Annotated in this window: 20 protein-coding genes; 8 read left to right on the top strand and 12 right to left on the bottom strand. The window is 62.8% G+C overall.

Annotated elements, in window-relative coordinates; translation table 11 throughout:
- Positions 1-65 precede the first annotated feature (65 nt).
- Positions 66-1,289 (top strand): ROK family transcriptional regulator, encoded by a 1,224-nt coding sequence (locus IEX64_RS13220; protein ID WP_188820137.1) that lies wholly within the window; start codon positions 66-68, stop codon positions 1,287-1,289.
- Positions 1,290-1,308: 19 nt separating this feature from the next.
- Here the strand turns inward: IEX64_RS13220 and IEX64_RS13215 are convergent, their stop codons facing one another.
- The 6 genes from IEX64_RS13215 to IEX64_RS13190 form a co-directional block, all read right to left on the bottom strand.
- The gene (locus IEX64_RS13215; RefSeq protein ID WP_188820136.1) at positions 1,309-2,652 is read right to left on the bottom strand and encodes an aromatic ring-hydroxylating oxygenase subunit alpha; all 1,344 of its coding nucleotides are present in this window, start codon (positions 2,650-2,652) and stop codon (positions 1,309-1,311) included.
- A 160-nt stretch (positions 2,653-2,812) separates the two neighbouring features.
- Complete coding sequence (locus tag IEX64_RS13210) at positions 2,813-3,400, bottom strand: TetR/AcrR family transcriptional regulator (protein WP_188820135.1); 588 nt, start codon at positions 3,398-3,400, stop codon at positions 2,813-2,815.
- A 246-nt stretch (positions 3,401-3,646) separates the two neighbouring features.
- Positions 3,647-5,065: a TolC family protein gene (locus IEX64_RS13205; protein WP_188820134.1), complete on the bottom strand. Its 1,419-nt coding sequence runs from the start codon at positions 5,063-5,065 to the stop codon at positions 3,647-3,649.
- The gene (locus IEX64_RS13200; protein WP_188820133.1) at positions 5,062-6,144 is read right to left on the bottom strand and encodes an efflux RND transporter periplasmic adaptor subunit; all 1,083 of its coding nucleotides are present in this window, start codon (positions 6,142-6,144) and stop codon (positions 5,062-5,064) included. Before IEX64_RS13200 ends, IEX64_RS13205 begins: the two co-directional genes overlap by 4 nt.
- Positions 6,128-7,816 (bottom strand): ABC transporter transmembrane domain-containing protein, encoded by a 1,689-nt coding sequence (locus tag IEX64_RS13195; protein ID WP_188820132.1) that lies wholly within the window; start codon positions 7,814-7,816, stop codon positions 6,128-6,130. The genes IEX64_RS13200 and IEX64_RS13195 overlap by 17 nt, the downstream gene beginning before the upstream one ends.
- Before the next feature lie 88 nt (positions 7,817-7,904).
- Positions 7,905-8,792, bottom strand: coding sequence for a hydrogen peroxide-inducible genes activator (locus IEX64_RS13190; protein ID WP_188820131.1), 888 nt, complete (start codon positions 8,790-8,792; stop codon positions 7,905-7,907).
- Positions 8,793-8,956: 164 nt separating this feature from the next.
- Here IEX64_RS13190 and IEX64_RS13185 point away from each other — a divergent pair, with 164 nt between their 5' ends.
- The 3 genes from IEX64_RS13185 to IEX64_RS13175 all read left to right on the top strand — a co-directional run bounded on the left by IEX64_RS13185 (position 8,957) and on the right by IEX64_RS13175 (position 11,089).
- Positions 8,957-9,268: a hypothetical protein gene (locus IEX64_RS13185; RefSeq protein WP_188820130.1), complete on the top strand. Its 312-nt coding sequence runs from the start codon at positions 8,957-8,959 to the stop codon at positions 9,266-9,268.
- A gap of 137 nt (positions 9,269-9,405) precedes the next feature.
- Positions 9,406-10,302, top strand: coding sequence for an SDR family NAD(P)-dependent oxidoreductase (locus tag IEX64_RS13180; protein ID WP_188820129.1), 897 nt, complete (start codon positions 9,406-9,408; stop codon positions 10,300-10,302).
- Entirely contained in the window at positions 10,295-11,089 is a 795-nt protein-coding gene (locus tag IEX64_RS13175) for a glutathione S-transferase family protein (protein WP_188820128.1), read from the top strand. The genes IEX64_RS13180 and IEX64_RS13175 overlap by 8 nt, the downstream gene beginning before the upstream one ends.
- 9 nt (positions 11,090-11,098) lie before the next feature.
- On the opposite strand, the gene IEX64_RS13170 is transcribed toward IEX64_RS13175, so the two are convergent.
- The 3 genes from IEX64_RS13170 to IEX64_RS13160 all read right to left on the bottom strand — a co-directional run bounded on the left by IEX64_RS13170 (position 11,099) and on the right by IEX64_RS13160 (position 14,006).
- Entirely contained in the window at positions 11,099-12,289 is a 1,191-nt protein-coding gene (locus IEX64_RS13170) for a pyridoxal phosphate-dependent aminotransferase (protein ID WP_188820127.1), read from the bottom strand.
- The gene (locus IEX64_RS13165; protein ID WP_188820126.1) at positions 12,271-12,957 is read right to left on the bottom strand and encodes a TetR family transcriptional regulator C-terminal domain-containing protein; all 687 of its coding nucleotides are present in this window, start codon (positions 12,955-12,957) and stop codon (positions 12,271-12,273) included. Before IEX64_RS13165 ends, IEX64_RS13170 begins: the two co-directional genes overlap by 19 nt.
- 92 nt (positions 12,958-13,049) lie before the next feature.
- Positions 13,050-14,006, bottom strand: coding sequence for an NAD(P)-dependent oxidoreductase (locus tag IEX64_RS13160; RefSeq protein WP_188820125.1), 957 nt, complete (start codon positions 14,004-14,006; stop codon positions 13,050-13,052).
- 257 nt (positions 14,007-14,263) lie between these two features.
- On the opposite strand from IEX64_RS13160, the gene IEX64_RS13155 reads away from it, so the two are divergent.
- The 3 genes from IEX64_RS13155 (at position 14,264) to IEX64_RS13145 (ending at position 16,838) form a co-directional block, all read left to right on the top strand.
- The gene (locus IEX64_RS13155) at positions 14,264-15,028 is read left to right on the top strand and encodes a class II aldolase/adducin family protein (RefSeq protein WP_308422605.1); all 765 of its coding nucleotides are present in this window, start codon (positions 14,264-14,266) and stop codon (positions 15,026-15,028) included.
- 484 nt (positions 15,029-15,512) lie between these two features.
- Positions 15,513-15,713 (top strand): hypothetical protein, encoded by a 201-nt coding sequence (locus IEX64_RS13150; protein WP_188820124.1) that lies wholly within the window; start codon positions 15,513-15,515, stop codon positions 15,711-15,713.
- Between the two features lie 198 nt (positions 15,714-15,911).
- Positions 15,912-16,838 carry a hypothetical protein gene (locus IEX64_RS13145; protein WP_229710271.1) on the top strand — a complete coding sequence of 309 codons (927 nt, stop codon included), beginning with the start codon at positions 15,912-15,914 and terminating at the stop codon, positions 16,836-16,838.
- Positions 16,839-17,047: 209 nt separating this feature from the next.
- Here the strand turns inward: IEX64_RS13145 and glgB are convergent, their stop codons facing one another.
- From glgB to IEX64_RS13130, 3 genes are read right to left on the bottom strand one after another with little or no spacing between them, the layout of a single operon-like run.
- Complete coding sequence (gene glgB, locus IEX64_RS13140) at positions 17,048-19,210, bottom strand: 1,4-alpha-glucan branching protein GlgB (protein ID WP_188820123.1); 2,163 nt, start codon at positions 19,208-19,210, stop codon at positions 17,048-17,050.
- Positions 19,207-22,407: a maltose alpha-D-glucosyltransferase gene (gene treS / locus IEX64_RS13135; RefSeq protein WP_188820122.1), complete on the bottom strand. Its 3,201-nt coding sequence runs from the start codon at positions 22,405-22,407 to the stop codon at positions 19,207-19,209. Before treS ends, glgB begins: the two co-directional genes overlap by 4 nt.
- Positions 22,404-25,487, bottom strand: a complete 3,084-nt coding sequence (locus tag IEX64_RS13130; RefSeq protein WP_188820121.1) for a maltotransferase domain-containing protein — start codon at positions 25,485-25,487, stop codon at positions 22,404-22,406. Before IEX64_RS13130 ends, treS begins: the two co-directional genes overlap by 4 nt.
- Before the next feature lie 273 nt (positions 25,488-25,760).
- Here IEX64_RS13130 and IEX64_RS13125 point away from each other — a divergent pair, with 273 nt between their 5' ends.
- The gene (locus IEX64_RS13125; protein ID WP_188820120.1) at positions 25,761-26,060 is read left to right on the top strand and encodes a DUF2934 domain-containing protein; all 300 of its coding nucleotides are present in this window, start codon (positions 25,761-25,763) and stop codon (positions 26,058-26,060) included.
- Positions 26,061-26,066 lie beyond the last annotated feature (6 nt).

The raw sequence follows: 26,066 nt of genomic DNA, 5'->3' as shown, positions 1-26,066 counted from the left end.
GCCAGTGCTCGATTACCTGATGAATTCTCAAACGGCAGTCAATATTATTTCACATGATGAAAAAAATGAGCACGCAAGATTCGGCAGACCGCACAGGGAAGGCGGCGGGGAAGCCCGTGGTTAAAGGCAGCCCCAACCTGAACCGGTTGGCTGTCCTGAAGGCCATCCGTACCCATGGTCCGGTGTCGCGCAGCGATTTGCCGAAGATGACGGGGCTGTCCGCAGGCGCGGTTTCGCAGATCACGGCTGAGTTCCTCTCCCGCCGCTTCATCAGCGAGACCAAGGAGAAGACCACGCGGTCTGGCCGCCCACGGGTCTTCCTGAAGATATCGGGTGAAGGCCCCATCGTGGTCGGCGCGCGCATGACCAGCCGCGACACCCTGACCACGACGTTCGTGGACCTGTCAGGTAATATCCGCTGCGAGGCGGAAGTCCCCTTCACGCATCGCGATACGCTAGAGGCTCTCGCACTCAGCGTGGCCGAAGCCATCGGTCGTTCCGTCGACGACAGCGGCTACCCCAACTCCCAGATCGAACACGTGGGCGTGGCGCTGCCAGCCCTGGTCGACAGTAGTCGCGGCGTCGTCCACTTCATGGCAATGTTCCCGCAGGAACCGGTCGCTTTTGCCGATATCCTCGCCGAGCGTCTCGATATCCCCGTCACCATCGAAAACGGCACGACCAGTCTTGCCAGAGCGGAGCACTGGTTCGGACGCGCCCAGAACAGGAACACCTTCACGCTCGTAAACGTGGGCCTCGCCATCGATTCTGCGATGTACTCGGACGGCTTGCTAAGAACCGGAGCGCATGGACTGGCCCCGGAAATCGGCCATGGGAAGACGAACCATGCGGTGGATGCGGAGCCTTGCTATTGCGGCGCGCATGGCTGCGGGACGGCCTATGCCTCGCAATATGCCATTGTCAGGCGGGCGGGCCTGCTCGACGGATTCGATCTCGATCCCGACGCGATCGTGAAATGCGTCCGCCAATTCAACGAACTGCAGGAAAAAGCGGCAGCAGGCGACGAGGCCATCCGTGTGCTCTTCGAAGCAGCCGGCGATCATCTCGGCCGTCTCGTCGCCAACCACATCAATCTCGCCGACCCGGGGTTCATCCTGATCACGGTGCCCGACGACACCTATACGGCGCTGGTCGAGACCGCATTCAGCAAGGCGATCAAAGACAATGCCATGCCCGTTCTCCTGGCCCTGACGGAAATACGGTTTTCCGCCCAACTCGAGAACTGGCACAGCCTTGCCACAGCGGCACTGGCGCTCGAGAACTTCTAGCGCGATCGATCGGCAGGGTTCAGCCCCTGCCCTCGATCCAGTCATTGAGTACCTCGTGGAAGAAGCGGATACGCGTCTCCTGATCGGAGAGATAGGCATCCTTGTATCCGCGCGAATGCATGCCGGCCTGCATGTTTTCGGCCAGTTCCATGTCCTGATAGACGATCTGCCCCGCAAGCTCGGGAATGCCGCGCCCCTTGTCGAACACGCGGTGCTCGCATTCGGGCACTTCGCGCAGCGGCTTCACGCCGGCCATGATCGATTCCACCTCGGTCTGGCCTTCAACCGGAAAGGCCATACACCACAGGTCGAAGTAGCACTTCTCCGGATCCGCCGGATGCGGTTCGCTGCGGAACAGGATGAGGTTGTCGGGCAGGAAGCTGATCGTGACGTTGGGGAACATCACCGTGTGCGGGCTGTCGGTGATCTCCTCATCGTTCATGTGCTCGTAGTGGAGGTAGCCCTTTTCCTTCCAGAGCTTCTGCTTAGCGGCCTTGAGATCCTTCCATCCCTGAAGCGCGAAATCCTCGTAGGTCGCGTACTTGCCCGGATCGACGTCCCACTTTCGCAGCTCCGCCTCGAACATCGCGTTTCCGCCGCCTTCGGGGCGGTCGGATAGCGAGGGACGCATCGGCTGAACTGTGCGGCCATGCCCCTTGGGCCACATCTCGTGGCGTGCGGAATCGACGTCCTGATCGATCCACGGCGGCACCTGCGGATGCGCCGTGCGTGTATGATAACTCTCCGAGAAGTTGTCGGTCACGAACTTCCAGTTGGCGTCGAGTTCTATCCGGTACCACGCAACGCGCACCGCGGTATCCATCGGGTAGTTGCGGTAAAGCGCGGGCATTGGCTCAAGGAACTCCTCGAGCGTCGGGCCATCGTCGTCCATGCAATACCAGACGAAGCCGCCCCAGATGGCGCAGCGCAATTCACCCAGCTTGAGCTTGCCGCAGGGATTGCCTTTCCTGAAATCGACATCCCCGTCCTGCGCATATTCCAGAACGCCATCGATACCCCATTTCCAGCCATGGTAAGGGCAGTGGAACGAGGCTACCGAGCTTGTCCCGTCGACCATTCGCATGCCGCGGTGCCCACATGAGTTGTAGAAGGCGCGCACCGATCCGTCTTCCTGCCGGACGGCGATCACCGATTCCTTCATGAAATTGTGGACCATGAAGTCGCCGGCCTCGGGAATGTCCGCGGTGCGTCCGGCGATGTGCCAGATCTTCGTCCAGAGGTGATCCCACTCCTTCTGCGCGAAGTCCTTGGAGAAGTAGCGGTCGCCGGTGATCTTGTCCCCGCGCAGGTTGGACGGGTCGCGTCCGTCCATCGGCGGTGGCACGGCTGTCTGCTGGTTCATGGACCTGTCCTCTCGCTCTCGCGGGCAGCCAACGGGGCAGCCCTTCATCATGCACAGGTCGAAAATGGTGGAGTGGCACGGCCACCCTCATCGCTACCTTCCGCCAGCGCCTCTTTTGATGAGACCGGAGACTATCGTTCCTGATCGCGGGACCAACCTGTCACATTGACGAGGCAGCGGCGAACCGCCCGATGGCGCTTTTGTGCGACTCCAACAGGATGGCGCGGATCTTTGCCTCGCTCCAGCCGCGATGATCGACCAGCATCTGCAGGGCCACGCCTTGTATGGTGGCGTTCAGCAATTCCACAGCAACGCGCGCATCCGCACCAGCGCGAAGCGATCGACTGACAAGGCGCTCCAGCAGATCCATGCCGACGCTCGTGCTGTCCGCGAGCAGCGCGGCCAGTTCGGGATCGCGCACGGCAGCATCCCAGAATGCCAGATAGGCCTTCCATCGCCGGACGTTGGCCGGACACCAGGGGGCCATGGTCAGCAACGCCGGAACCGGATCGTTTTCCGATATGTCCAACGCTTCCTCGAAACGCCTTTCGCCCTCGACGGAGAGAACCTGGAATGTCCAGACCAGCAGGTCCTGCTTGTCGACGAAATAGTTGGTGATCGAGGCCGTGCTCCAGCCGCCCTCGGCAGCGATGCGCCGGAAGGTCGCCGCAGCCAGTCCCTCGCGCGCCACAAGGTCTATCGTGACTTGCGCGATGTCCTTGCGACGTTTGTCCGGATCGACCCTCATAAGCTCTGGTTTGCGCCACCCCCGCCCGCTTTTCAATCGATCTGACATGCCCCGTGCGGCAGCCGGATGCAGCTCGTGAAACAAGTGTTTTTCAAACGCAGGCGGAATTCCGTTACGATAGCCGCAACAGTATCCTGGGCGCTTGCCGAACGCGTTCACAGCGCATCCCCCATGGCGGCATGCAGCAAACAACCGAAGACCCAGGCAAGGCACGCCGGGACAGCGCGGTGTGCCTTCAAGAAGGCCTCAGCCTTCGGGCCAAAGCCCGAGCTGCTCGCGATCCACGGTCGCCGCGATCAGTTCCGCCCGCGCGGCGGCACGGCGGTATTCCGCATCGATCTGACGCAAACGCGCATCGGCAGCGCTTTCCTCGCGCAGGTTCACCACCAGAAAATCGCTCGCGCCCAGCGAAAAACGCCGTCTCTCCGCTGCTGCCATGGTGTCGGCAAGCCGCGTTTCGTCATCGGCCAGAGCCACAAGCTTGTCCGCCGCCTCCACCTGGATGGCGAGGCCGTTTACCTCGACGAGAATCTGGTCCTCGATCCTCTTGCGGCGGAATTCCAGAGCCTGCGCTGCAGCCTCGGCCTCGGCAATGCGCCCTCGCGCATCGCGCCGCTGGAGCGGGACAGAAAAGCTGAAACCGACATAGGCCTCGGCCGGGGTGCGGCTGCTGCCGCCCGGGCCGAAGGGACCAAAGTCCTTCGAAACCTCGGCCTTGAGATCGAGCCGGGGCTTGAGATCGTTCTCGGCAAGGCGGCGCCGCGCTTCGGCCTGTCCGAGCTTTACCAGAATCGCATCGAGTTCGGGCCGGGAAATGCTCTCGCTCAAGCGGGGTCCCATAAGCGGGCCGACCTGCGGCAAGTCGAAGTCGGGAAGTTCATCGGGCAACCGGTCCGCCGAAGGAACCACAGGATCGCCGACCTCATTGCGCAGATAGAAGGAAAGGGAATTGGCCGCGGCAGCCAGTTCCTGCTCCGCGCGTACCAGCAGGGATTCGCGCCGCAGGATATTCTGCTCGTTTTCCGTACCGAGGATATCGGGGCGCGCACCCAGCCGAATCTGCCGCTCGATCGAGGCTTGCCGTTCAGTCGCGAGCATCAGCAGGTTGCGGTAGATGTCCACCCGCATCCCCGCCGCGACCCACTGCTGATAGGCGGCAATGGCCTGACGCTGCACACCGATCGCGACCAGTTCCTTGTCGAGCCGTGCCAGCTCGACATCCTGCGCGGCGAGGCCGATCTTTGTTCGGCGGCTATCGGTCAGCCTGTCGCGGATGAGCGAGAACACGGTACCGACGCGCGCTTCGCCCAGTTCATTGGTGTAGCGCTTGCCATCGTAAACGGGAAAATCGCCGCGCGAGACGCGATAACCGCCATAAACCTTGCCGCCATTGCCGGCCAGCGGGCGCGTGACACCGCCGTCGAGCGTCGTGCCGTCGTAGTACCCCAGCGCGCGCGATTCCATGTCGACGTCGAACACGGTGTCGAACGCCCCGTAAGCGGATAGCTGCCTGCCTTGCGCGGCACGCTGCTCGCTCATGGCCTCGACGATCGCCGGCGAGTGCATGGCCGAGGACCGTAGGACTTCCTCGAGCAGCAGCGGCTCTTTCGCCAGCACAGGCGCCGGCAGGATCAGCAGCAGGAGCCCCAGAAGGACGCGTTTCACTTTCCACCCTCCGGGGAGCTGCCACTCTCGCTGCTGCCCCCGGTCCTGCCCGTCCCCGCTTCATTACCCAGACCCGGACGGCGAAATTCGAGCGGGAAGTCGTTCAGCTGACGCCAGAGTTCGTAACCGACGGTCACCGTCTCCATCTGGATCCAGCCGCGTACCTTGGCACCGAGGCGGACGTAGTCCACCGGAGGCCAGTCGCGCTTGCCCGGTGCCGGCTCGACCAGCACACGAAACAGTCCATTGGCCTGCGCGGAGGGATCGACCGAGCGCACGCGGCCATCGAACATGCCCTCGGCAATAGAGGGCCAACCGCTGAACTGGATGGCAGGCCACCCTTCGAATGCCAGCCGCACCGGCCGCCCGGGATGGACGAGCGCGATATCCCGACCATCGATCATCAGTTCGACGACACGCACCGGCTTTTCCGGCGCCAGCGTCGCCAGAACATCGCCGGGGCTGACCAGGGTCGCTCCCGCTGCTGCATTGATCGACTGAATGCGGCCCTCGCGCGGGGACCGGACGAGCTGCGCCGACTGACGGTTCAGCGCCACGTCCACGCGATTCAGCTTGGCCCGTGCTTCCGCGAGCTTAGCCCGGTGATCGGCGACCTTGATTTGGGCGGCTTCATAGTCGCGCCGGGCAATCAGACCTTCGGACAACAGCTGCTGCGAACGGCCGACATCGATCTGTGCCACGGCCATGGCCTGCTGCGCGGCTGCGATCTCGGCCTCTACCTGCGCCCTTTCGGCAGCCAATCGGCTTAGCAGCGCCGGATCGTTGTCGACCAGCTGGGCGATCGGATCGCCCTTCTCCACGCTGTCGCCGTCGTGCACGAACCACTTCTCGACGCGGCCGGGCACCAACGCCGTGATCGACTGCACGCGGTCTTCCGGATTGAGCGCGACGACTTGTCCCGATCCCGGTGAGGTCTGCACCCAGGGGACGGTAAACAGGATCACGCCGACGATCAGGATCGTCACGCCTATCATCCATGCCAGCACCCGGGTCAGCCGGGGTGGCTGCTGGGCGGCGAGGGTCGGGAAGTGCGCGATATGTTCAGGCCGGAAGGGCATCGGAACCTCCTTCGCTGCGAGCGACAGCGATCATTTCGGCAGAGGACCCGCAGAAGCGCTGCTCGCGCTGGCCGACCCACAAGTATCGGTCGCGGACAAGGTCCTCCGGCCGCCGGGTGAACTGAAGAACCGTGGTCCCGCTTTCACGCAGGGCAGCAAGGGCTGCATCGAGCCGCTCCGGAGGCAGCAAGTCGAAGAGCGGCGAGAGCACCAGCACTCTTGGTTGCGCCAGCATGGCGGCAGCCAGCTTGAGCGCCATCAGTTCGCCGACCGACAGGGGCCAGCCCGTGGTCGAGATCATGGCGTCGTAGCCCTCGTTCAGGCTGGCGATCCGCTCGCCCAGACCGACGGCCTCCACAGCCTGCGTGATGTCCCCCGCCTTGTCGCCCACGGCCAGGTCCAGATACTCGCGGATCGACATCTCCACGAAGGTCGCGCGGGCCAGCACCATGATCTCGGAGCGCAGCCGGAAGATGTCGAACCGACCGATGTCGCTCCCGCCCACGAGGACAAGGCCACGCTCAGGCATCTCGTGCCGCTTCAGCAGCAACATCAGCTTGCGCTCCATGCCGGGGGCCGCAACGAGTGCCAGCTGCTCTCCACTGGCGACGCTGAAGTCGAAACGGTACTCCGCGTTTTCGACGCCTTTAAGGCGGATCGTCCCGTCTGCCGGACCGCGACCGTCGCCGCGCGGTTCGTCCTGCGGGATATCCCAGAACAGCGAGAGTTCCTCGAGCCCGGCTGCCAGATCGTAAAGCGCCTCGAGATAGGGCCCGAGCTGCGCGATCCCGTAGAACACGCCCGAGAGGATCAGTTCCGCCGCGACCAGTTGCCCGATCGAAAGCTGTCCCTGGATGATCAGCCAGCCGCCAAGCGCCAGAAGCGTGGCGCTCGCCAGCGCATAGATGAGCAGCAGGCAGATCGTCTGCGAAAAGGTATAGCGGAAGTGCCGTTCATGCGCGCGGACATAACCGGCGGTCATCACTTCCGAACGGTCGATGGCATAGTTCAGGTGCCGCCCCGACTGATAGAAGCCGTTCGAACCGCCCACGCTTTCAAGCCAGTGTGCCGCGGCGTGCTTGGCGTGGCTCTTGCCTACGGCCGTACGGATCGCGCCGCCCGCCCATATCTGCCACACGAGAAACAGCAGCAGCACCAGCACCACATTGAACGCCAGGAAGAAGGGGTGGTAGAAACTGGTGACGACAAGCCCCACCGCCCCCTGCAGCAGGATGGTGAAACCGCCGATCAGAAGGCTGGGCAAGGCCTTTTGCACGGTCATCAGGTCGAAATAGCGATTGAACAGGTCGCCGCGGCGGGTGTCGGTGAAGAACGGGTTCTGCGCGTGGACCGCGCGCAGCGTGATTTCCGCCACGATGCGTCCGAACAGCCGGCGCTCGAAAAGCGCCATCAGGTGGACGCGGAAAGCGCTCAGCACACCCACAAGCAGAAGCAGCAGGAACAGGACGGCAGACAACGTGAACAGCGGCGCCGTGAGCGCGGTGTTGGCCACCGAGTTGATCAGCAGCTGCACCGAGATCGGCGTCGCCAGAGACAGCAGCGATATGGCGATGCCATAGACCAGCGCGAGCCGCAGAAAGGCCGCATCGGGCGCCAATAACAGCCCGATCCAGCGACCCAGATCACGAATTCCCAGAACCGGTTGCGACACGTGTGCTCCCCTTTGCTGCAAATGCGAAGGTGAGGTCGGCCGATTATTCGTACAACCGCAAGGTTCCTATAAGTTCAATAGATTTTACCTATAATGCGACACGCTTCAGCAACTCGGCCAGCGCCTGATAGGTTGGCGAGCGGCCTGCCCCCTCGCGCCAGACCAGCCCGATCTCCCGGTACAGGCGCTGTCCCGCGAAGGGCCTGACCACGACGTCGTTCCCCCTGACCTCCTGCCGGACATAGAGTTGCGGCAGAATTGCCAGCCCCATGCCCAGGCCGGCCATCTGCCGGATCGCATCCAGACTGGTGCCCTCGTAATCCCGCAGGACATGCGCGCCCACCGTCTGCGCCAGCGTCTGGATCTGGTCGCTGATGCGGTACTGCGGGCGCAGCGTCAGCAGCCCGCGCCCTTCAAGGTCCGCGTTCTCGATCGTCTCGCGCGACGCAAGGGGATCCTCGGGCGCCATGACCAGGACCAGCGGATCGCGAAACAGCCTTTCGACGTGGAGGCGCGGCTCGTTGATCGGCAGCTGCACGAGAACGATATCGTGCTCGCCCTCGATCAGCATCTGGATCACCTCGTTGGGCAGCCCTTCGCGCACGTGGACCCGCAAATGCGGGCTCGTCGAATGCAGTTCGGACACGAGCTGCGGAAGCACATAGGGGCCGAGCGTGGGAGACACGCCCAACCGGAGCGTCCCCGACATGGCAGTTTCGTCGCGCCCCGCAAGGCTCATGAAGGCATCGACTTCGGCGAGGACCAGACGCGCCGCACTGACAGCTTCCCGGCCAAAAGGGGTCAGGACTGCCCTCGCCCCCCGTTCGGCGACACGGGTACCGAGAATGCCTTCCAGCTGCTGGATCGCCTGCGAGAAACTGGGCTGTGAAACCCCTTCAGCCGCCGCACCGCGCGTAAAGCTGCCATGTTCGGCAAGGGCTACAAGGTAGCGTAACTGGCGCAATGTCGGCTGCACACCGGCACCTTATTGCGAAGCCGGGAAGAGACAAGGCCTGCCAGATACTTCCGGGTCGTATTCCCTACCCAAGGCGGGGCTCTTCGTCCGAAAGCGATCACCGGCTAGCAGCTTCTGGAAAGCCGATCACCTCGGCACGTTCACGCCCGCCAGGATCGACGACAATGTCCGGCGACGCTCTTCCGGCGCAAGGTCGCTCAGCTGCAACGGGCGCCGGAAATGATCAGTTCCGCGAGGCCACCCTCCGGCCCGATGCCTGGATGGGTGTGAAGAGCGGACAGATCCGCGAAGGCTATGATGCCGATCTCGTCCTTCTCCGCGAAGACCCGCTGGCCGACATCGACGCCACCGATTCGATCGACACGGTCTTTACCGGCGGACGCGTACTGGGCCGGAAAAGCCTCGATGATCTTCTCGAAGCGGTCCGCGATGCGAACGCCGAGAGCCGCGAGGAGGACATTCGGCCTTTTCTCTGACGGCGGGAGTGCAGCGAGCGGAGTGGTTTTCGCCCCTGCGATTGCCATTGGCCCCAACCTCGTGATCTACTTCCCTCAGTGCACAGTTCACGGTCGGCAACCCGCCGGGGCAGATGAGCGTGCAGGGAGGAGATGCGATGGGACTGCTGGAGGCACACAAGGCCCTTGCCGGCAAGACGGCCATAGTCGTGGGCGGAGCCGCCGGGTTTCTCGGGCGCGGAGCCTCGCTGGCACTTGCACAGGCCGGTGTTCGGGTGATCTGCTGCGACAACGACCGCGAAGGCATCGCCAGTATCGGCGCAGACGCCGCCAGCCTTCCCGGCGGCGTGGAGGCGCACTACGCGGATGTCGCCGATCCGGCATCGCTGGATGAATTCTACGACTACCTCGACGCGGAAATCGGGCAAGCGGACATCCTCATCAACATGCCGGGCGGCGTGCGGCGCAGCCTGTTCGACAAGACCAACCGCGAAGACCACGCGCGCGATATCCGGCTCAACTATGGCTATGTCGTCGACAGCTGCCAGCGCGCCCTGCCCTTACTGCGACGTAGCGGAAACGGCGGCTCGATCGTCAACTTCACCACCATCGAAGCGCATCGCGGCGCCGCGACGTTTGCGGTCTACGCCGGCGCCAAGGCCGGCACGACGAACTTCAGCCGTGCTCTCGCGGTGGAACTCGGTGCCGAGCAGATCCGCGTGAACTGCATCGCCACGGATACGACCCTGGCGCGGGCATCGAATGCGGCACTGGCGCCCGAGGACTTCCAGCGTCTCGCCGAACTGGGCGCAGACGCCCTTTCCAAGGCCATCGAGTTCTACGTGCCCCAGAAGCGCGCGCCCGAAGTCGACGACGTGATGAACGGCCTGCTGTTCCTCGTGAGCGACCTCAGCCGCGCAATCACCGGCACGACCCTGCACATAGACGGCGGAACCATCGCCTCGCTGGGGTTCCTGGACTGGCCCTATGGCGACAGTTTCATGCCCGCGCCGCTGGGCGGCACTCTGAAAAAGCTGGGGGACAGCCATGACTGACGATGCCACCGGACAGAAGGCGGGCATGGAGCCGATCACCCTGCTCGGCGTTGCCAGCCCGAACGTGGTCAAAGTCGCGATCATGCTTGAGGAGCTGGCCCTTCCTTACCGCCTCCAGCACGTGGAGCTGTTCAAGGGCGAGCAGTTCACACCGGAGTTTCTCGCGCTCAATCCGGCCGGGAAGGTGCCTGTTCTGCTCGATCCGGCGCTGGGCAAACCTTTGGCGGAATCGGGTGCAATCCTGATCTGGCTGGCCGAGCACTACGGAGCGTTCCTGCCCGCATCCGGCCCCGAACGTTACGACGTGCTTCAATGGTTGATGGTGCAGATGTCGGCAATCGGCCCGATGCTTGGACAGTTCACGCATTTCTCGCTGCTGCCATCGGACAGCGAGCCCTATGCGCATGGGCGCTATGCCGCGCTTGCCGACAGGCTCTATCACCTCGTCGATGATCGGCTGGCCGAGCGCGAATGGATTGCCGGGAACGCCTATTCCATCGCCGACATCGCCACCCTGCCCTGGGCCGAATACTGTGAGCGCCACGGTTATTCCTGGGACGCGTTCCCGGCAATGGCACGCTGGCGCGAGACACTGTCCGCACGCCCGGCCGTGGAGCGCGCCAAGGCGCGGGTGTTCGACACGTTCATCCCCGCTGCGGCCGATACCCTGCGCACCGCCGACGACAGCGATCTGGACCGCTTCTTCGGCCGTACCGAGACCATGCCCCGTCAGGACTTCAATGCTGTGCGGGGTACCGAACCGGCGTCGAACGACGACCCGGCATAGCCCGGGCGGTCAGGCCGGGGCGCCGGCGGCAGCGCGCGAGGCGGCAAAGGCGTTGATCCGCTTCATGGCCTCGCTCAGAATATCGTCTGGCACGGTCAGCGCGACACGAACCAGCGTCTTGGCATTCTCGCCGAATGACGTGCCCGGCATGATCGCCACGCCTTGCTCTTCCAGCAGCCCCCATGCGAACTGCTCACCGTCCAGCCCGGTGTCCGCGACGTCGATCATGATGAACATGCCGCCGGAGACCTTGCCCGCCTTGAGGTTGGGGCTCTTTTCGAGCGCCCTCATGATCAGGTCCACGCGCGCGGAATAGCTGCGGCACATGCGCTCCGCGGTATCGAAGGTGCCGCGCAGCGCAGCCTCGGTCATGTCGGCGATGAAGGGCTGGTTGCCGAACAGGATCGTCTCGGAAATCGGCAGCAGCTTGGTGCAGAATTCTACCGGGCCGACCGCCCAGCCGCTGCGGAATCCGGTGGCCGCATAGGTCTTGGAAATCGACGAAACGATGATGGTGCGTTCACGCAATTCCTCGATTTCGAGCGGAGACGCGAACTCCTCGTCCACGAAGATGAGGTCTTCGTAGACTTCATCGGAGACGATCCAAAGGTCGTGTTCACAGGCGATCTTGCCCAGTTCGACGATCGTTTCGCGGTCGAGCAGCGCGCCGGTTGGATTGTGCGGGGAATTCAGCACGAGCACGCGGCTCTTCTCGGTCACGGCGGCGCGCAGATCGTCGGGCTGCATGATGAAGCCGTTCTCGATCTTAAGCGGCACGGCCTCCACCACTGCACCCGGCGCACGCACCACCCCCTCGTACGTCGCATAGTACGGATCGCCGATCAGCACGCCCTCGCCTTCCTCGACGAGCGCGGTGATCACCGCATAGAGCGCGGTCTGCGTGCCGGGGAACGCCAGAACGTGGTCCGTGGTGACCCCCGGATGCATCGGCTTGTACTTGTCGACGATGGCATCGAGCAGCCCGGATTCCCCGCGCCCGTTCGAGTAGTGCGTACGCCCCCGCAGCATGGATTCGTGACAGACCCGGATCAGTTCGGGATCGGTCGGAATGTCCGGCTCGCCGATGGTCAGCTCGATGATCTCTTCACCGGCCTCCATCCTGGCCCGCCCCGCATTGTGGATCGCCCACTTTTCACCGCCAAGGTCGGCAAGGCGTTCGGTTATTCCGGCATAGCGCATGATGTCAGTCTCTGTTCTTCAAGAGGTGTTGGGGCTTGCGAAAGCACGCCGGGGGGGAGGGCCAGCAGGCGCTCACTGGCTTCGATAACCAGGTCTGGCAGCATGGCCTGACTGTACAGCCCCGAATTCAGGGACCCTTCCATCCACAGTCCGTCGATCAGGCCGTTGAGGGCAATCGCATGCCGTTTGCACGCCGCGGCTCCGTGCGGAAGTCCGTGGGCCGCCAGCACGGGCTCGATCAGCGTTTCAAGGACGGTCAGGAACTCGCGGTATCCTTCGCGGTGGATCTCGGCGAACGTACTGTCAGATCGGACCCGTCCGATGAATGTGGCCCAGAGCGACACGTTGCGTTCCGACAGGTTGGGCCGCGTCATGTTCGCCCGCAGGAAGAGCGCAAGTTGCACCTCGGGCGCGCCTTCGCTCTGCTTCGAGCTCTCGCTCGCCTGCGATGTGAGCTGGCCGATCAGATAGGCGTAGGCACTCCGGATCAGTTCGTCCTTGCTGCCGAAGTAGTGGCGGACGAGTCCCAGCGTTACCCCTGCCTCTTCCGTGATCCGGCGCACTGTTGCACCCTGAAGGCCGTCACGCGCGACACAGGTCAGTGTCGCCTCCATCAGGCTGCGGCGGCGGTCATCCAGAGTGAGGCGCTGGAACGCTTTCCGACTCATGCCAGGCAGGTCCTGAAGAATGCAGCAGATCGCGTCACCATGCCTACTGTTATACACTCGAATAATTATCCATCAAGAACTCGGGTCGCCGCTCAGTATCCCTGATCGCGATCGACAGCAAAGGTCAGCGGCTTGCCGGCAAGCAGTTCGCGTGCCGATTGCAGCGCCTGTTCGGAAACCGCGTGCGGCGTCGTGTCGCTGGCGATATGCGGGGTGATCCGCAGGCGCGGGTCCCGCCAGAAGGCATGTCCCGGCGGCAGAGGTTCTTCCGCGAAGACATCGAGGCTGGCACCGCTGAGCTGTCCGCTGTCGAGCGCGGCAACGAAGTCATCCACGTTAAGGTGCTCGCCCCGCCCGATCTGCACCAGCCAGGCACCGGGCACGAGCTTGTCGAACAGCACCTTGTCGAGAATGCCGTGCGTCTGCGGCGTCAGCGGCAGCACATTGACCACGGTTTCCGCGCCTGTGACGGCCTGCGTTATCGCCTCGTCGCCGGTACGATAGGTGACGCCCTCGACAGGATCGCTCGGCGACCGCCGACAGGCAACGGTCACGGAAAAGCCCAGTGCCGCGAGCGCCTTGGTAACGGCCGCCCCCATCGAACCATGGCCAAGAACGGCGACTTTCCGGTGATGCGGCGGGCGCAGTGGCAGCGGATCCCACGTCTCGCCGGCCTTGTGTCCCTGATACGTGCCGAAGTCGCGCTCGACATGGAGCACTTCATGGACGGCATAACCGGCCATCAGGTCGGCCTGATAGGGATCGCGGACGCGGCAGATCGCCACGTCCTTGCCCAGCCCTGGATGACCGAGCAGGTCGTCGACACCGGCACCGACCGACATCGCCATTTCCAGATTGGGATAAGCCGCAAAGGCATCCGGGCCGGGCAGCCAGCACACGGCGAACCGGATAGCCTCGGGATCGGTCACTTCATCCGGATTATAAAGACGTACATCGTCTGCCCGGCCGGTCAGGTCGAGACTGTAGAAGGTCTTCAGATCGAACGTGTCACTCAAAAGAACGCCGTGGATCGTTCCCGGGTTCGGCATCTTGCAGGTTCTCCTGGCTTTCGTTTTCGTCGCGGCGTGGACACACCGGACGCGCGCATCGCAAAGGGCAGAAAGTTTGCGGCAAGTGCAGCACCCCGAAGGTAACTTCGCACTTGCACCATGGCTCGAGTTATACAAATGTATAGGAGCGAGTAAAGCCGGGTTTGACCCCGATCAACAAAGCCGAAGCCTCACACCCTCAGGCAGGGGGCGAAACAGCGGGGCCCGGCGCTAGGCTGCCTGCGGCAAACGAGGACATGATGACAACCATCTGCGAAACCCCGGCCATCAGCGATGCGGAGTATCAGGCGCGCGTCGATCTCGCAGCCTGCTACCGGCTCGCCGCCCACTACAAGATGACCGACCTCATCTACACGCACATCACGGCGCGGGTTCCCGGAGAGCCGGAACACTTCCTGATCAATCCCTACGGCTTCCTGTGGGAGGAAATCACGGCCAGTTCGCTGGTGAAAATCGATGTGAACGGCAACAAGGCCTGCTCCAGTCCGCATCGCGTCAATCCGGCCGGCTTCACGATTCACAGCGCCGTCCACACCGGACGTGAAGACGCGCACTGGGTGATGCACACCCATACGCGATCGGGCGTCGCCGTATCCTGCCTCGCCGAAGGCCTATTGCCGATCAACCAGATCGCCCTGCAGTTCTTCGGCCGGGTGAGCTATCACGACTACGAAGGCGTTGCCCTGAACCTCGGGGAGCGCGAACGCATAGTCGCGAGCCTCGGCACGAACCCCGCGCTCATCCTCAGGAATCATGGCCTGCTGACAGTCGGCCCCGATGCGGCGGTGATGTTCTCACACATGTTCAACCTGTGCAGGGCCTGCGAGATTCAGGAATCGGCATTGGCCATGGGCAGACCGCTCCAGAATCTGGACGAAGCCACAATGCGCCAGGCTAACAGCCAGATCGACCAGATGGCCTACGATGACGGCGACGTGCAACTGGAATGGGATGCCCACATGCGAATGCTGGACCGGCTCGATCCCGGCTTTCGGGACTGAGGGAAGAAAAGGGGGAATTCGTGGCAATGCCAAGCAGATGGCCGAAAAAATGCCATGCACGGCATCATCGAATTATGGGCAGAGGCACCTGAACGCAGTCGGATCGCGGCCAAAACCGGGCCCAACGCGCTTGACATAGGTCGCCCCCCTACATAGCCTGCAAGCCATTCCAACGAAAAAATTCTTAACTTCAGGCATAAAAAATAAGCCGGGGTTCGCATGCAGGTAAATTCTTGCCTGCAGTCTTTTGGGAGAGTGCGGCGACGTAGCGCTCTACGACCGTTATATGGCGGTTTATTTTGCCTGCGGGATTTTTCGAGTGGCCCGTGCCGCTCCATCCCCGCCTTATTGGCAATTGCGTCACCCATTGATGCTGATCCGTGATGCGGAAACAGGGCGTGAGCAATGTTTTTTCATGTCGGGTATTCTCGCTCGGCTCAGTAGCCCCGCCGTCAGGCGGGTCTGCGAACAGGGAGCACATCGAATGCACGTTGCACAAACTCTGGACTGTAGTGGTCTTTCCAATGTCCCGGCCATTCTGCGCATCAAGCAGGCGCTGGTGGGATGGAACGACGACGTACGCATGGGCGTGTTGCTTGGCGAAGGATGCGATGTGGAACGCATCACCGGATCGCTCGGCGCCGCATCCAGCCGCGTTCAGCTGGTTACTGCCACCAAGCAGTAATTTGGCGCGGCCACGCGGCGCAATCACATGACTGCGGCAGGCTCTGAGCTGCAGAGCTGTCGCTGCCGATAGACACTTGCCACCCGAAAAACCCGGGACAACTTGGCGTACCACCGGCGTCAGGAGCTGCCCAGCAGCTTACGCCGTGCAGCAGGAGCAGTATTGGGGTGTGCTGCGACCTGCCATGAAGGAATCAAAATGGGCGATGACGCCGGCACCGAAATGATTTCCGATACCGACAGTAACGCACCGAAACCCGAAGCTCCCGAATATGCGTTCGATCCGCGTGACCCGTGGACGCAAACGTTCCAGAAAGGACTGGAACGCGCAAACCTTCAAGGAAAAGCCGTTTATGAAGTCGGCATAGGGACCGGCATCAATGCCGCTTTCGTCCTGCGCTTCTGCGGCGCCGCCGCCTTCTATGGCAGCGATCTGGATCCGCGCCTGATCGCACTGGCTGAACGTAATCTCATCAGTCTCTCTCCGGAACATGCCGAGCTTTTCCAGCCCGTAAAGGGCGCCGTCAGCCTGATCGACACGGACGAAGCCCGCGAAAAGATCGCCAAGACCGATGTGGTCATCGCCTGCCTGCCGCAGGTGGGTGATCCCAACGACGAGCGCTTTGCCGCCTTCCGCGAAGAGCAATCGGTATCGCTGCCCGCGGGCGCCGAAGAGGAAGCGCACGATCATATCGCCCACTACTATCCGTGGACGATGTTCGACGAGTATCCCTTCAATTCCGTCGGGCTCGGACTGAACGAAGCCCTTCTGCGCCGCATTCGCGAACATGCGCCCAGGGCGCAAGTCGTGATGAATTTCGGCGCGCGGATCGGTACCGAATTGATCTTCGAGATGTTCAGGGCGAACGGCTACGAGCCGGAAAAGATCGCTACCCAGATCGTGCGCCAGGACATCGGCACGGACATCTCGTTCTTCGCCGCACTGGAAGGCGCCCTTCAGGGCACGGGCTTCGAAAAGGAGTTCAAGTGCTTCTTCTTCGCCGACCCGGAGGGCAAGACGCGGCTATCCGCCCATGAGGCCCAGCGCCTCGTGGACAAGGATCCCGACACACCCCTTTATCATGAAGTCTGCGTTGTGCGCGGCACACCGATGCCGGCAGCGTAAGCGGATAACGCATTTCGCAGGACGCAAGACCGCTCAGGCCCGCATCGCGGGTTCTGAGCGGTAACTCACGTCACTGGCAGACAATCCACGGCTCTTTGGCATGCACGATGGATCCTGACGTGCCCCCAGCTTTCCTCCAGCCGGGTATAGAAGTGGCAAGATAGCCGCATCTATCGGTCACCGCCGGCACCGCAGCGCCACTTGCCGGATCATTCTTCTGCACGAAGAATGATCGCCCCCAGAGGGGGAATGACCATTTCAGCCCGGCCATCTTCAGTCGCATGAACGCTGCCGCCATTCCCGATGTTCGCACCGCCATATACGGACGCGTCGCTGTTCAGAACTTCTCGCCAGATACCGCCATGCGGCATTTTCACTTCGTATCCAAAGCGCGGGTCGGGTGCCATGTTGAGCGCCACCACCATGGCCGGCTCCCCAGGCGCGCGGCGGGCATAGACGAAGACGCTGTTCTGATTGTCGTCGCCAACGAGCCATTCGAAACCTGCCGGGTCGGCATCGCCGGCATGAAAGGCCGGCTCTTCGGCATAGAGCGCGTTGAGATCGCGCACCAACCGCTGCACGGCGGCATGTTCCGGCCGGTCCAGCAGGTCCCAGTTGATCTCCGTATCGTGGTTCCATTCGCGCTCCTGCGCGATCTCGCAGCCCATGAAGAGCAGCTTCTTTCCCGGATGCGTCCACATGAAAGAGAGATAGGCACGCAGGTTGGCGAACTTGCACCAGTGATCACCAGGCATCTTGCCGATCAGCGAGCCCTTCCCGTGCACCACTTCGTCATGACTGATCGGCAGCACGAAGCGCTCGGAAAAGGCATAGACCAAGCCGAACGTCAGCTCGCCATGATGCCAGCTGCGATAGAGCGGATCGCGCTCGGCATATTGCAGCGAGTCGTGCATCCAGCCCATGTTCCATTTGTAGGAAAAGCCAAGACCGCCTTCGCTGACCGGCGCGGAGACGCCCGGCCAGGCCGTCGATTCCTCGGCAATCGTCACTGCGCCGGGGCAGCGTTCGGCCACTAACGTGTTCATTTGCTTGAGGAACGCGACGGACTCCAAATTTTCGCGGCCGCCATGAATGTTGGGTACCCACTCACCGGCATTACGGCTGTAATCACGGTAGAGCATCGAGGCGACGGCATCCACGCGCAGACCATCGACGTGGAACGTCTCCAGCCACCACAGGGCGGAGGCCAGCAGGAAACCGGAAACCTCCTTGCGGCCCATGTTGTAGATCAGCGTGTTCCAGTCCTGATGAAAACCTTCACGCGGATCGGCATGCTCATAGAGATGAGTGCCGTCGAAGTGGGCAAGGCCATGGGGGTCGGTGGGAAAGTGCGCCGGCACCCAGTCGAGGATCACGCCGATACCGGATCGGTGACAGGCATCGACGAAGGCGGCGAACCCTTCCGGCGTGCCGTAGCGGGCGGACGGGGCGAACTGCGACAGCGGCTGATAGCCCCATGATCCGCCGAAGGGATGCTCCATGATCGGCAACAGCTCGACATGGGTGAAGCCCATGTCCGCACAGTAAGGAATCAACCGCTCGGCCAGAGCGCGCCAGCCGAAGTGCCCTTCGGGGTCACCTTCGGGCCGCAGCCAGGAACTGGCGTGAACCTCATAGATCGACATCGGCGCATCGGCCCGCTGGCGCGCTGCGCGCTCGGCCATCCAGTCATCGTCGGTCCAGCTGTAATCCGGAGCCGCGGCAACGATCGAGCCGGTCGCGGGCGGCGGTTCGGTCTGGCGCGCGAGCGGATCGGCTTTCTGGATCACGGACCCGTCCGCGCCGACAACTTCGTACTTGTATCGCGTGCCAGGCCCGAGGCGCGGGATGAAGATTTCCCATACCCCCGCCCCATGAAGGCGCCGCATGGGATGACGGCGGCCATCCCAGGAATTGAAATCGCCGACCACGGAAACGCGCCGGGCATTAGGCGCCCATACGGAAAAGGCGACGCCTTCCACGCCATCGGTGACGCGCGCATGGGCTCCGAAATTCCGCGCCAGATCCCAGTGCCGCCCCTCACCGAACAGGTAGAGATCGAGTTCACCTAGGATAGCGCCGAAGCTGTAAGGGTCCTCGGTCTCGTACGCTCCACCCGGCCAATGGATGTTCAGCACATAGTCGGTCTTGTCCGGCAACGAGGCGATGAACAACCCGCCGCCATATTCCTCCATGGCGGCGATTTTCTTTCCGTCGCGGCTGAGCAGATCGACGCCTTCCGCACCCGGTTGAAAGGTCCGCACGACCGTTTCCTCGCCTACGTTATGCGGGCCAAGGAAACCGAAGGGATCATCGTGGCGGCCTTCATGCAGGGCCGTGATCGGCATTTTGAGGGTGTTCGGGGCGTTCATGTCGTATCTCCCGACATCAGGCGCTCCGCCGTGGCGACCAGTCCGGACACCGGAACGGCCATCCAGTCCGGCCGGTTCGCGGCTTCATAGGCAACCTCATAGGCCGCCTTTTCGAGCACGAAGAGGTCTAGCAAGGGGTCTGCAGCAGTGTCTTCTCCGCAGTAACCGGCCAGGAACGCCTCGATCGCGCTTTCGCGGAATCGGACGGACCCGGCCTCTGCATGCTGCTCGCGGGATTCGGATGCGGCAGGGCGATTGCGTTCGGCAACGGCTGCCGCGTAGTCGAAAGAGCGCAACATTCCCGCGACATCGCGCTGCGGCAGATCCTTGGCCCGGCGTTCCGCGATAGGCCGGGTAGGTTCGCCTTCGAAATCGATGATCATCACATCGTTGCCCGTCACCAGGACCTGACCGAGGTGCAGGTCCCCGTGGATACGGGTGCGCGGGCTCCCTACGGCGGATTGTGCACTCGTGGCGATGCGTTCCATCAGGGTTTCGCGCTTTGCGATCAACCGGTGCGCTGCCGCGCGTACGTCTTCATCCAGCGGCGGATCGCCCCCCAGCAGGTTGAGCGCCTTGTCGACCTGCCGCTGTATGCGCGCGCCCAATCGGCCGGCCTCCTCCGCATCCATGATCTCGGGCGCGAAGGCAGGGTCGCCGCTGTCCAGCGCCAGCACCCGGTGCATTTCGGCAAGGCGCTGGCCTAGGTTGGTGGCGAAGTGGCGGTAATTGGAAAAGCTCCATTCGGTATCGTTCGCCATTCGCTCGAGCGCGCCCAGCGTCCATTGCCAGCCGTCGCCCTGATTGAGCACGAAGCGCTGCACCAGCATCAGCAATACAGGTCCATCGGCGGTGAAATGCGTCACGCTGCCCAGGATCGGCGGCACGTTGGCAAACCCGTTTCCGGCCAGATAGCGGACCATCTCGAGATCGGGGTGTATGCCCGGCTGAATTTTGCGCAGCAGCTTGAGCACCGCGCTACGGCCGACAATCAGCGTGCTGTTGGACTGCTCGGCGGCGATCCATTCCGGCTCGGCGTCGGGTGCGAGATCGAAGCCTTCGTTCTTTTCGAAGCGAATCTCGCCGTCTTCCAGCGAGATCAACACTTCATCGCGCAAACCGGTGAGAATGGAGTGAGCGAAACTGGCCGTGGCAAAGCCATCGGTGAGCAGGCCCACACTGCGGCCGCGCCGGACCCGTGCCATCGCGAGATTGGATGCGAACGCGCCCGCCGGCGCGCCTTCCCAGGCAATGCCGAGCGGCAGTGTATAGACCGCCGTGCCCGATGCCGTCGTTACTTCGATTTCAGTGAGCAGCAGGTCATCCGTGGCGGGAAGATGGGCGACCTGTTCGGTGTGGATGGATTCCACCACTTCATCCTTCGTCCCGAACCACCGGCGCGATGGCAGGTACTGGCGAAGCACTTCCTGTTCGAAGACCTGACGCGAGCTGCCTTCCACGACCTCGTCGATCTGCGGCCGCAGCACGAAAGTATGCTTCTCCATCTCCGTGCCCGGCGCACCGCTCGACCAGTCGGGCGGCTCGGCATCTTCGGAAAGCATGAACCACTGGAAGCCATAGGGCTGGAGCGTCAGCAGGTAGGGCAGATGACCGATCCGCGGGAACGTCGCGCCCCCGGAAAGCTCGACAGGCGTACGCCCCTCGAATTCGTGCAGGTCAAGTTCAACCGCCTGCGAGGTATGGCCGAGATTGGCAATACACAGAACCGTTTCGTCCTCGTGCTCGCGCAGATAGGCCAGAATCTTGCGGTTGGCCGGACGCAGAAAGCGCTGGGTGCCGCGCCCGAACGCCTGATGTTCGCGCCGGACCGCAAGCATGCCCTTCAGCCACACGAGCTGCGAGTGCGGATCGCGCTCCTGCGCTTCGACGTTGACCGCCTGAAAGCCGTAAAGCGGATCCATCACGGGGGGCAGCACCAAGGCGGCCGGATCCGCACGCGAGAAACCGCCGTTGCGGTCGGACGACCACTGCATGGGGGTACGCACACCGTCGCGGTCGCCGAGGAACAGGTTGTCGCCCATGCCGATCTCGTCGCCATAATAGAGCACCGGCGTGCCCGGCATGCTCAGCAGCAACGCGTGCATCAGTTCCACCCGGCGGCGGTCGCGCTGCATTAGCGGCGCGAGGCGGCGGCGGATACCCAGATTGATGCGCGCGCGCCGATCCGCCGCATAGGCGTTCCACAGATAGTCGCGCTCGGCATCGGTAACCATTTCCAGCGTCAGCTCGTCGTGATTGCGCAGGAAGATCGCCCACTGGCAGCTGTCCGGAATGTCCGGCGTCTGACGCATGATGTCGGTAATCGGAAACCGGTCTTCCTGCGCCAGCGCCATGTACATGCGCGGCATCAGGGGGAAGTGGAACGCCATGTGGCATTCGTCGTCGTCGCCGAAGTACTGCTGCGTATCCTCGGGCCACATGTTCGCTTCGGCGAGTAGCATGCGGTCGGGGTAGTGCTCGTCGAGGTCGGCGCGGATCTGTTTGAGCACCGCATGGGTCTCGGGAAGGTTCTCGTTCGAAGTACCGTCGCGCTCGATCAGATAGGGGATCGCGTCCAGCCGCATTCCATCGACACCGGCATCGAGCCAGTAGCGCATCACCGAAAGGACTTCCTCGAGCACTTTCGGGTTGTCGAAATTGAGGTCGGGCTGGTGCGAATAGAAGCGGTGCCAGTAATACGCCTGCGCCTCCTCGTCCCACGACCAGTTCGATTTCTCGGTGTCGCAGAAGATGATGCGCGTTCCCGAGTAGAGCTTGTCATTGTCCGACCAGACGTAGAAATCGCGCTCGGGCGACCCTGGCGGTGCCTTGCGGGCGGCCTGGAACCAGGGGTGCTGGTCCGACGTGTGATTGATCACCAGCTCGGTGATGACGCGCAGGCCCCGCTCGTGCGCAGCTTCCACGAACCGTCGTGCATCCTCCAGCGTACCGTAGTCCGGGCTGACATCGCGGTATTCGGCAATGTCGTAACCATCATCGCGGCGAGGGCTGGGATAGAAGGGCAGCAGCCAGACCGCCGTCACGCCCAGATCGGTGATGTAGTCCAGCTTTTCCATCAGCCCGGCAAAGTCGCCGATGCCGTCGCCGTTGGAATCGTAGAAGGACTTCACGTGCACCTGATAGATGACCGCATCCTTGTACCAGAGCGGATCGGTGGTCACGGATTCGTCGGTCATGCGTCAGCTCCCGGCGCCACGCGCCAAATGCGATAGGGTTGGTCGGGATCGAGCGTGATGTGCTGCCACTTGCCGTACCAGCGGAAGCGCCCCCCCATGGTGAGGTCTTCCACGCCGATGCTGCCGTTGTCGTCGATGCCGAAATCCCACAGTGGCACTTCGAAGTGGCCGGACCGGGAATTGTGCGGATCGAGGCTCACCATCACCAGCAGCATGTCGCTGCCGTCCGGGCTTGGCTTGGCGTAGTAGAGAACGGCATCGTCCGAGATATGCAGGAACCGCGTGTTGAGATGCGTCTGCAAGGCTGGATGGCTGCGGCGCAGGCGGTTCAGCAGGGTGATGTCGCCGACAATGTTGCCCGGCGCTGCAAAGTCGCGCGGGCGGATCTCGTACTTCTCGGAATCGAGATATTCCTCCTTGCCCGGCACGGGCGCGGCCTCGCACAGCTCGAAACCCGAATAGACGCCGAACAGGCCGGACAGCGTCGCCGCCAGCACGGCGCGGATGCGGAAACCGGGACGTCCCGAAGTCTGCAGAAAGTGCGGGTTGATGTCGGGCGTGTTGACGAAGAAGTGCGGTCGGTAGAATTCCTTGGGTCCCGTCTGCGTCAACTCGGTGATGTAATCGATCAGTTCGCCCTTATGGTCCCGCCAGGTGAAGTACGTATAGCTTTGCGAGAAGCCGATCTTGGCGAGGCGATACATCATCCCCGGGCGCGTGAAGGCTTCAGCCAGGAAGATCGCGTCGGGATGGCGCGCGCGCACATTGGCGATCATCCATTCCCAAAACGGCAACGGCTTGGTGTGGGGATTGTCGACACGGAATGTCTTCACCCCGCGTTCCACCCAGAACAGCACCACGTCGCGCAGAGCCAGCCAGAGGTCGGGAATCGCGCCGGTCTGATAGAAATCGACGTTCACGATGTCCTGATACTTCTTGGGCGGGTTCTCGGCGTACTTGATGGTGCCGTCGGGCCGCCAGTCGAACCAGTCGGGATGGTCCTTGAGCCAGGGATGGTCCGGCGAGCACTGGATCGCGAAGTCGAGCGCGATCTCCAGACCATGCTCGTGCGCCGCCTCTATCAGTCGCTCGAAATCCGCGAGACTGCCAAGTTCGGGGTGGAGAGCATCGTGCCCGCCGTCCGCGCTGCCGATGGCATAAGGACTGCCGGGATCGCCCTCGCCGGGGGTCAGCGTATTGTTGGGACCCTTGCGGTTGGTCCGGCCGATGGGATGGATCGGCGGGAAGTACAGGGTATCGAAGCCCATCTCGCGAATGGCGGGCAGCCGTTCGATGACGTCGAGAAAAGTGCCGTGCCGCCTGGGGTCGTTGGTCTGCGAGCGGGGAAACAGCTCGTACCAGCTTGAATAGCGCGCCTGAAGCCGCTCCGCGTCGACAAGCTGAATGTCCGAGTGCAGTTGGTGCGGCCTGTCGTCGGCCTGGTCCATCAGCGCGGCAAGATCGTCCGAAAGCAGCGCTTCCGCTTTATCATCGCCTTTGAGCTTTCCGGCCCACAGCGCCAGCGCCTTTGCAAGATCGCCGGAAGTGCGTGCCGACGCCTTCTCAACCAGCACGCGTCCTTCGGCGTAGTCGACCTTCTGCGCCACGCCGGCATCCAGCTTCTTGCGAAAATCCCGGCGGAAAGCGCCAAATCGGTCCAGCCAGGCTTCAATGCGAAATTCGTGGCGCCCCATGCGCCGCAGCGGAAAGTCACCTTTCCAAAGGTCATTGGGGAACTGCACCATACGCGCGGCAGCCCATTCGTCCTCGTCGCATCCGCGCCACTGGATTTCGGCCGCAAGTTGTTCGTGCCCGTCACCAAAGATCTTTGCGCTGACATCGACGCTTTCGCCGACCACGCGCTTCACCGGAAAGTCACCGCCAGAAACCACGGGCGACACAGCCTCGATGACCAGCCTTGGCTGCACGGCCGCTGACTGGGCATCTTCATCGGGCGCAAGCACGATCGGAGCGCGTGTGCGCGCTTCGGCTATACGGACTTCACAGCCATGCAGGGGCCGGAACAGGCTTTCGTCGAAAGCGAAGTCCGCCCCCATGCCGGGTAGCAGCGCCTGCGGCTCAGGCGCGGGACTCGGTTCGGGCGAGGTGTTGATGAGGGTAAGCATCGCCGTATCGGCCTTGCGCACATCGCCGGCTTCCGCGCGCAGCAAAGCCGTTACCGGACTGGACGAGCCGGACAAGCGCCGCATCTCGCCGGGGTAGTGCCGCGCAGTCGAAGCGATATCCACTGCTCGCGTGGCAGCCTCCGAACACAAGTGAACTGCCCCCAGAGGCGCAATGAAGCCTGCGCCGGTGCTGGCGGCGGCCATCATGCTGCGACCGATTTCAGCCGGGTTGTCGCTGCGCACTTGCGGGGGCCGCACCTCGGCGACGATTGGAACCGCACGCCGCAGGGCCTCAACCTCTTCCACCAACCAAGAGGCGCGCAAATCCCACCATCCGAACGAGCTTACGATAAAGTCGAAGCCCAGCTCTGCGCGAGCTAGAATGTCGCTGCGCGGCATGTTCGAGGCATCGGCAAAAATCAGCAACCCCGACGCACGCTTGCGCAGCGCGGTTAAAAACCGGAACAGGAAGTCTGGCCGGATGCGATCGATGCCGCACAGACGAAAACCGCCTACTCCGGCATCGACGAGCTCCATCGCTGCATCAACGAATGGATCGAGCAGGATCGCAGCGTCCGGCTGCTGCAACCGCGCCCGCGCCAGCCCCACCGCCGATCGCTGCTTGCGCGGATCGATCGGCGCATCGCCCGCACCCCAGCGGCGGATGGCAAACAGCGCCGGATGGCGTTCGACCAGCGGGTGGTCCAGCGGAAAAAGGGTAAGATCGAGTTCGACGATCGGTGAAAGACCGCTACGCCTGCATTGCTCCAGCACGAAATCGGGAACGGGACCGGCACTGTCGAAAAGCGACCGCTCCTGCTGCCAGACCAGTCCCTCGAAGCCGCATCGCGCAGCTTCGGGAAGGATTTGTGCTAGTGTTTCTCCCAGCTGGGCAGCATCGTGATCGATGGCAACCAGACAGTGGGTGGTCGGTTCGTCTAAGGCGGGCGGCAAGGTCCAATCCCCCTGGCGAGTGTGAGACACCTGCCAAATCCAACGCGCGTTGACGCGGGACGTTCCGAATGAAATCGGCCAGCTGAGAACATAATCAGCCCAAGTCCTTGCAAGAATTAAGCTTTATCCGGTATTTCCTTTCGAACAATTTGGGTGCCAGAAGCCTGCAACCCCAACCACTTTCATCCGTTGTCATGATCAGCCGATCTGAAAGCGTATTTTACATCCCCTTCCCCGGACGCAGGAATGTCCGTGAAGTAGAGGGCCCGCATTATGACTGATCAGGAAAAAGCCATTCGCGAGCGTGCCCACGCGCTTTGGGAGCAGGAAGGCCGTCCGCACGGCAGGCACGATGCACATTGGGAACAGGCCCGGCGCGAAATTGAGGAAACACGGGCCAAGGCTGCCACCAAGAACCCCACACGGGCGACGACGAAAAAGCCTGCAGCGGCTGCCGGCGCGGGTGAACCGAAGCCTGCGGAAAAGAAGCCCGCGGCGCGGAAGAAACCGGCTGCCCCTGCGCCCAAAGCGGCCAAGCCTTCAAAACCGCGCACAGACAAGTCGGAAAGCTAGGCCGCT

Origin of the sequence: Novosphingobium indicum (genome assembly GCF_014645195.1) — a bacterium.
GTDB lineage: Bacteria > Pseudomonadota > Alphaproteobacteria > Sphingomonadales > Sphingomonadaceae > Novosphingobium > Novosphingobium indicum.
The sequence above is the reverse complement of the archived record's forward strand: the minus strand, read 5'-3'. Positions and strand labels throughout refer to the sequence as shown.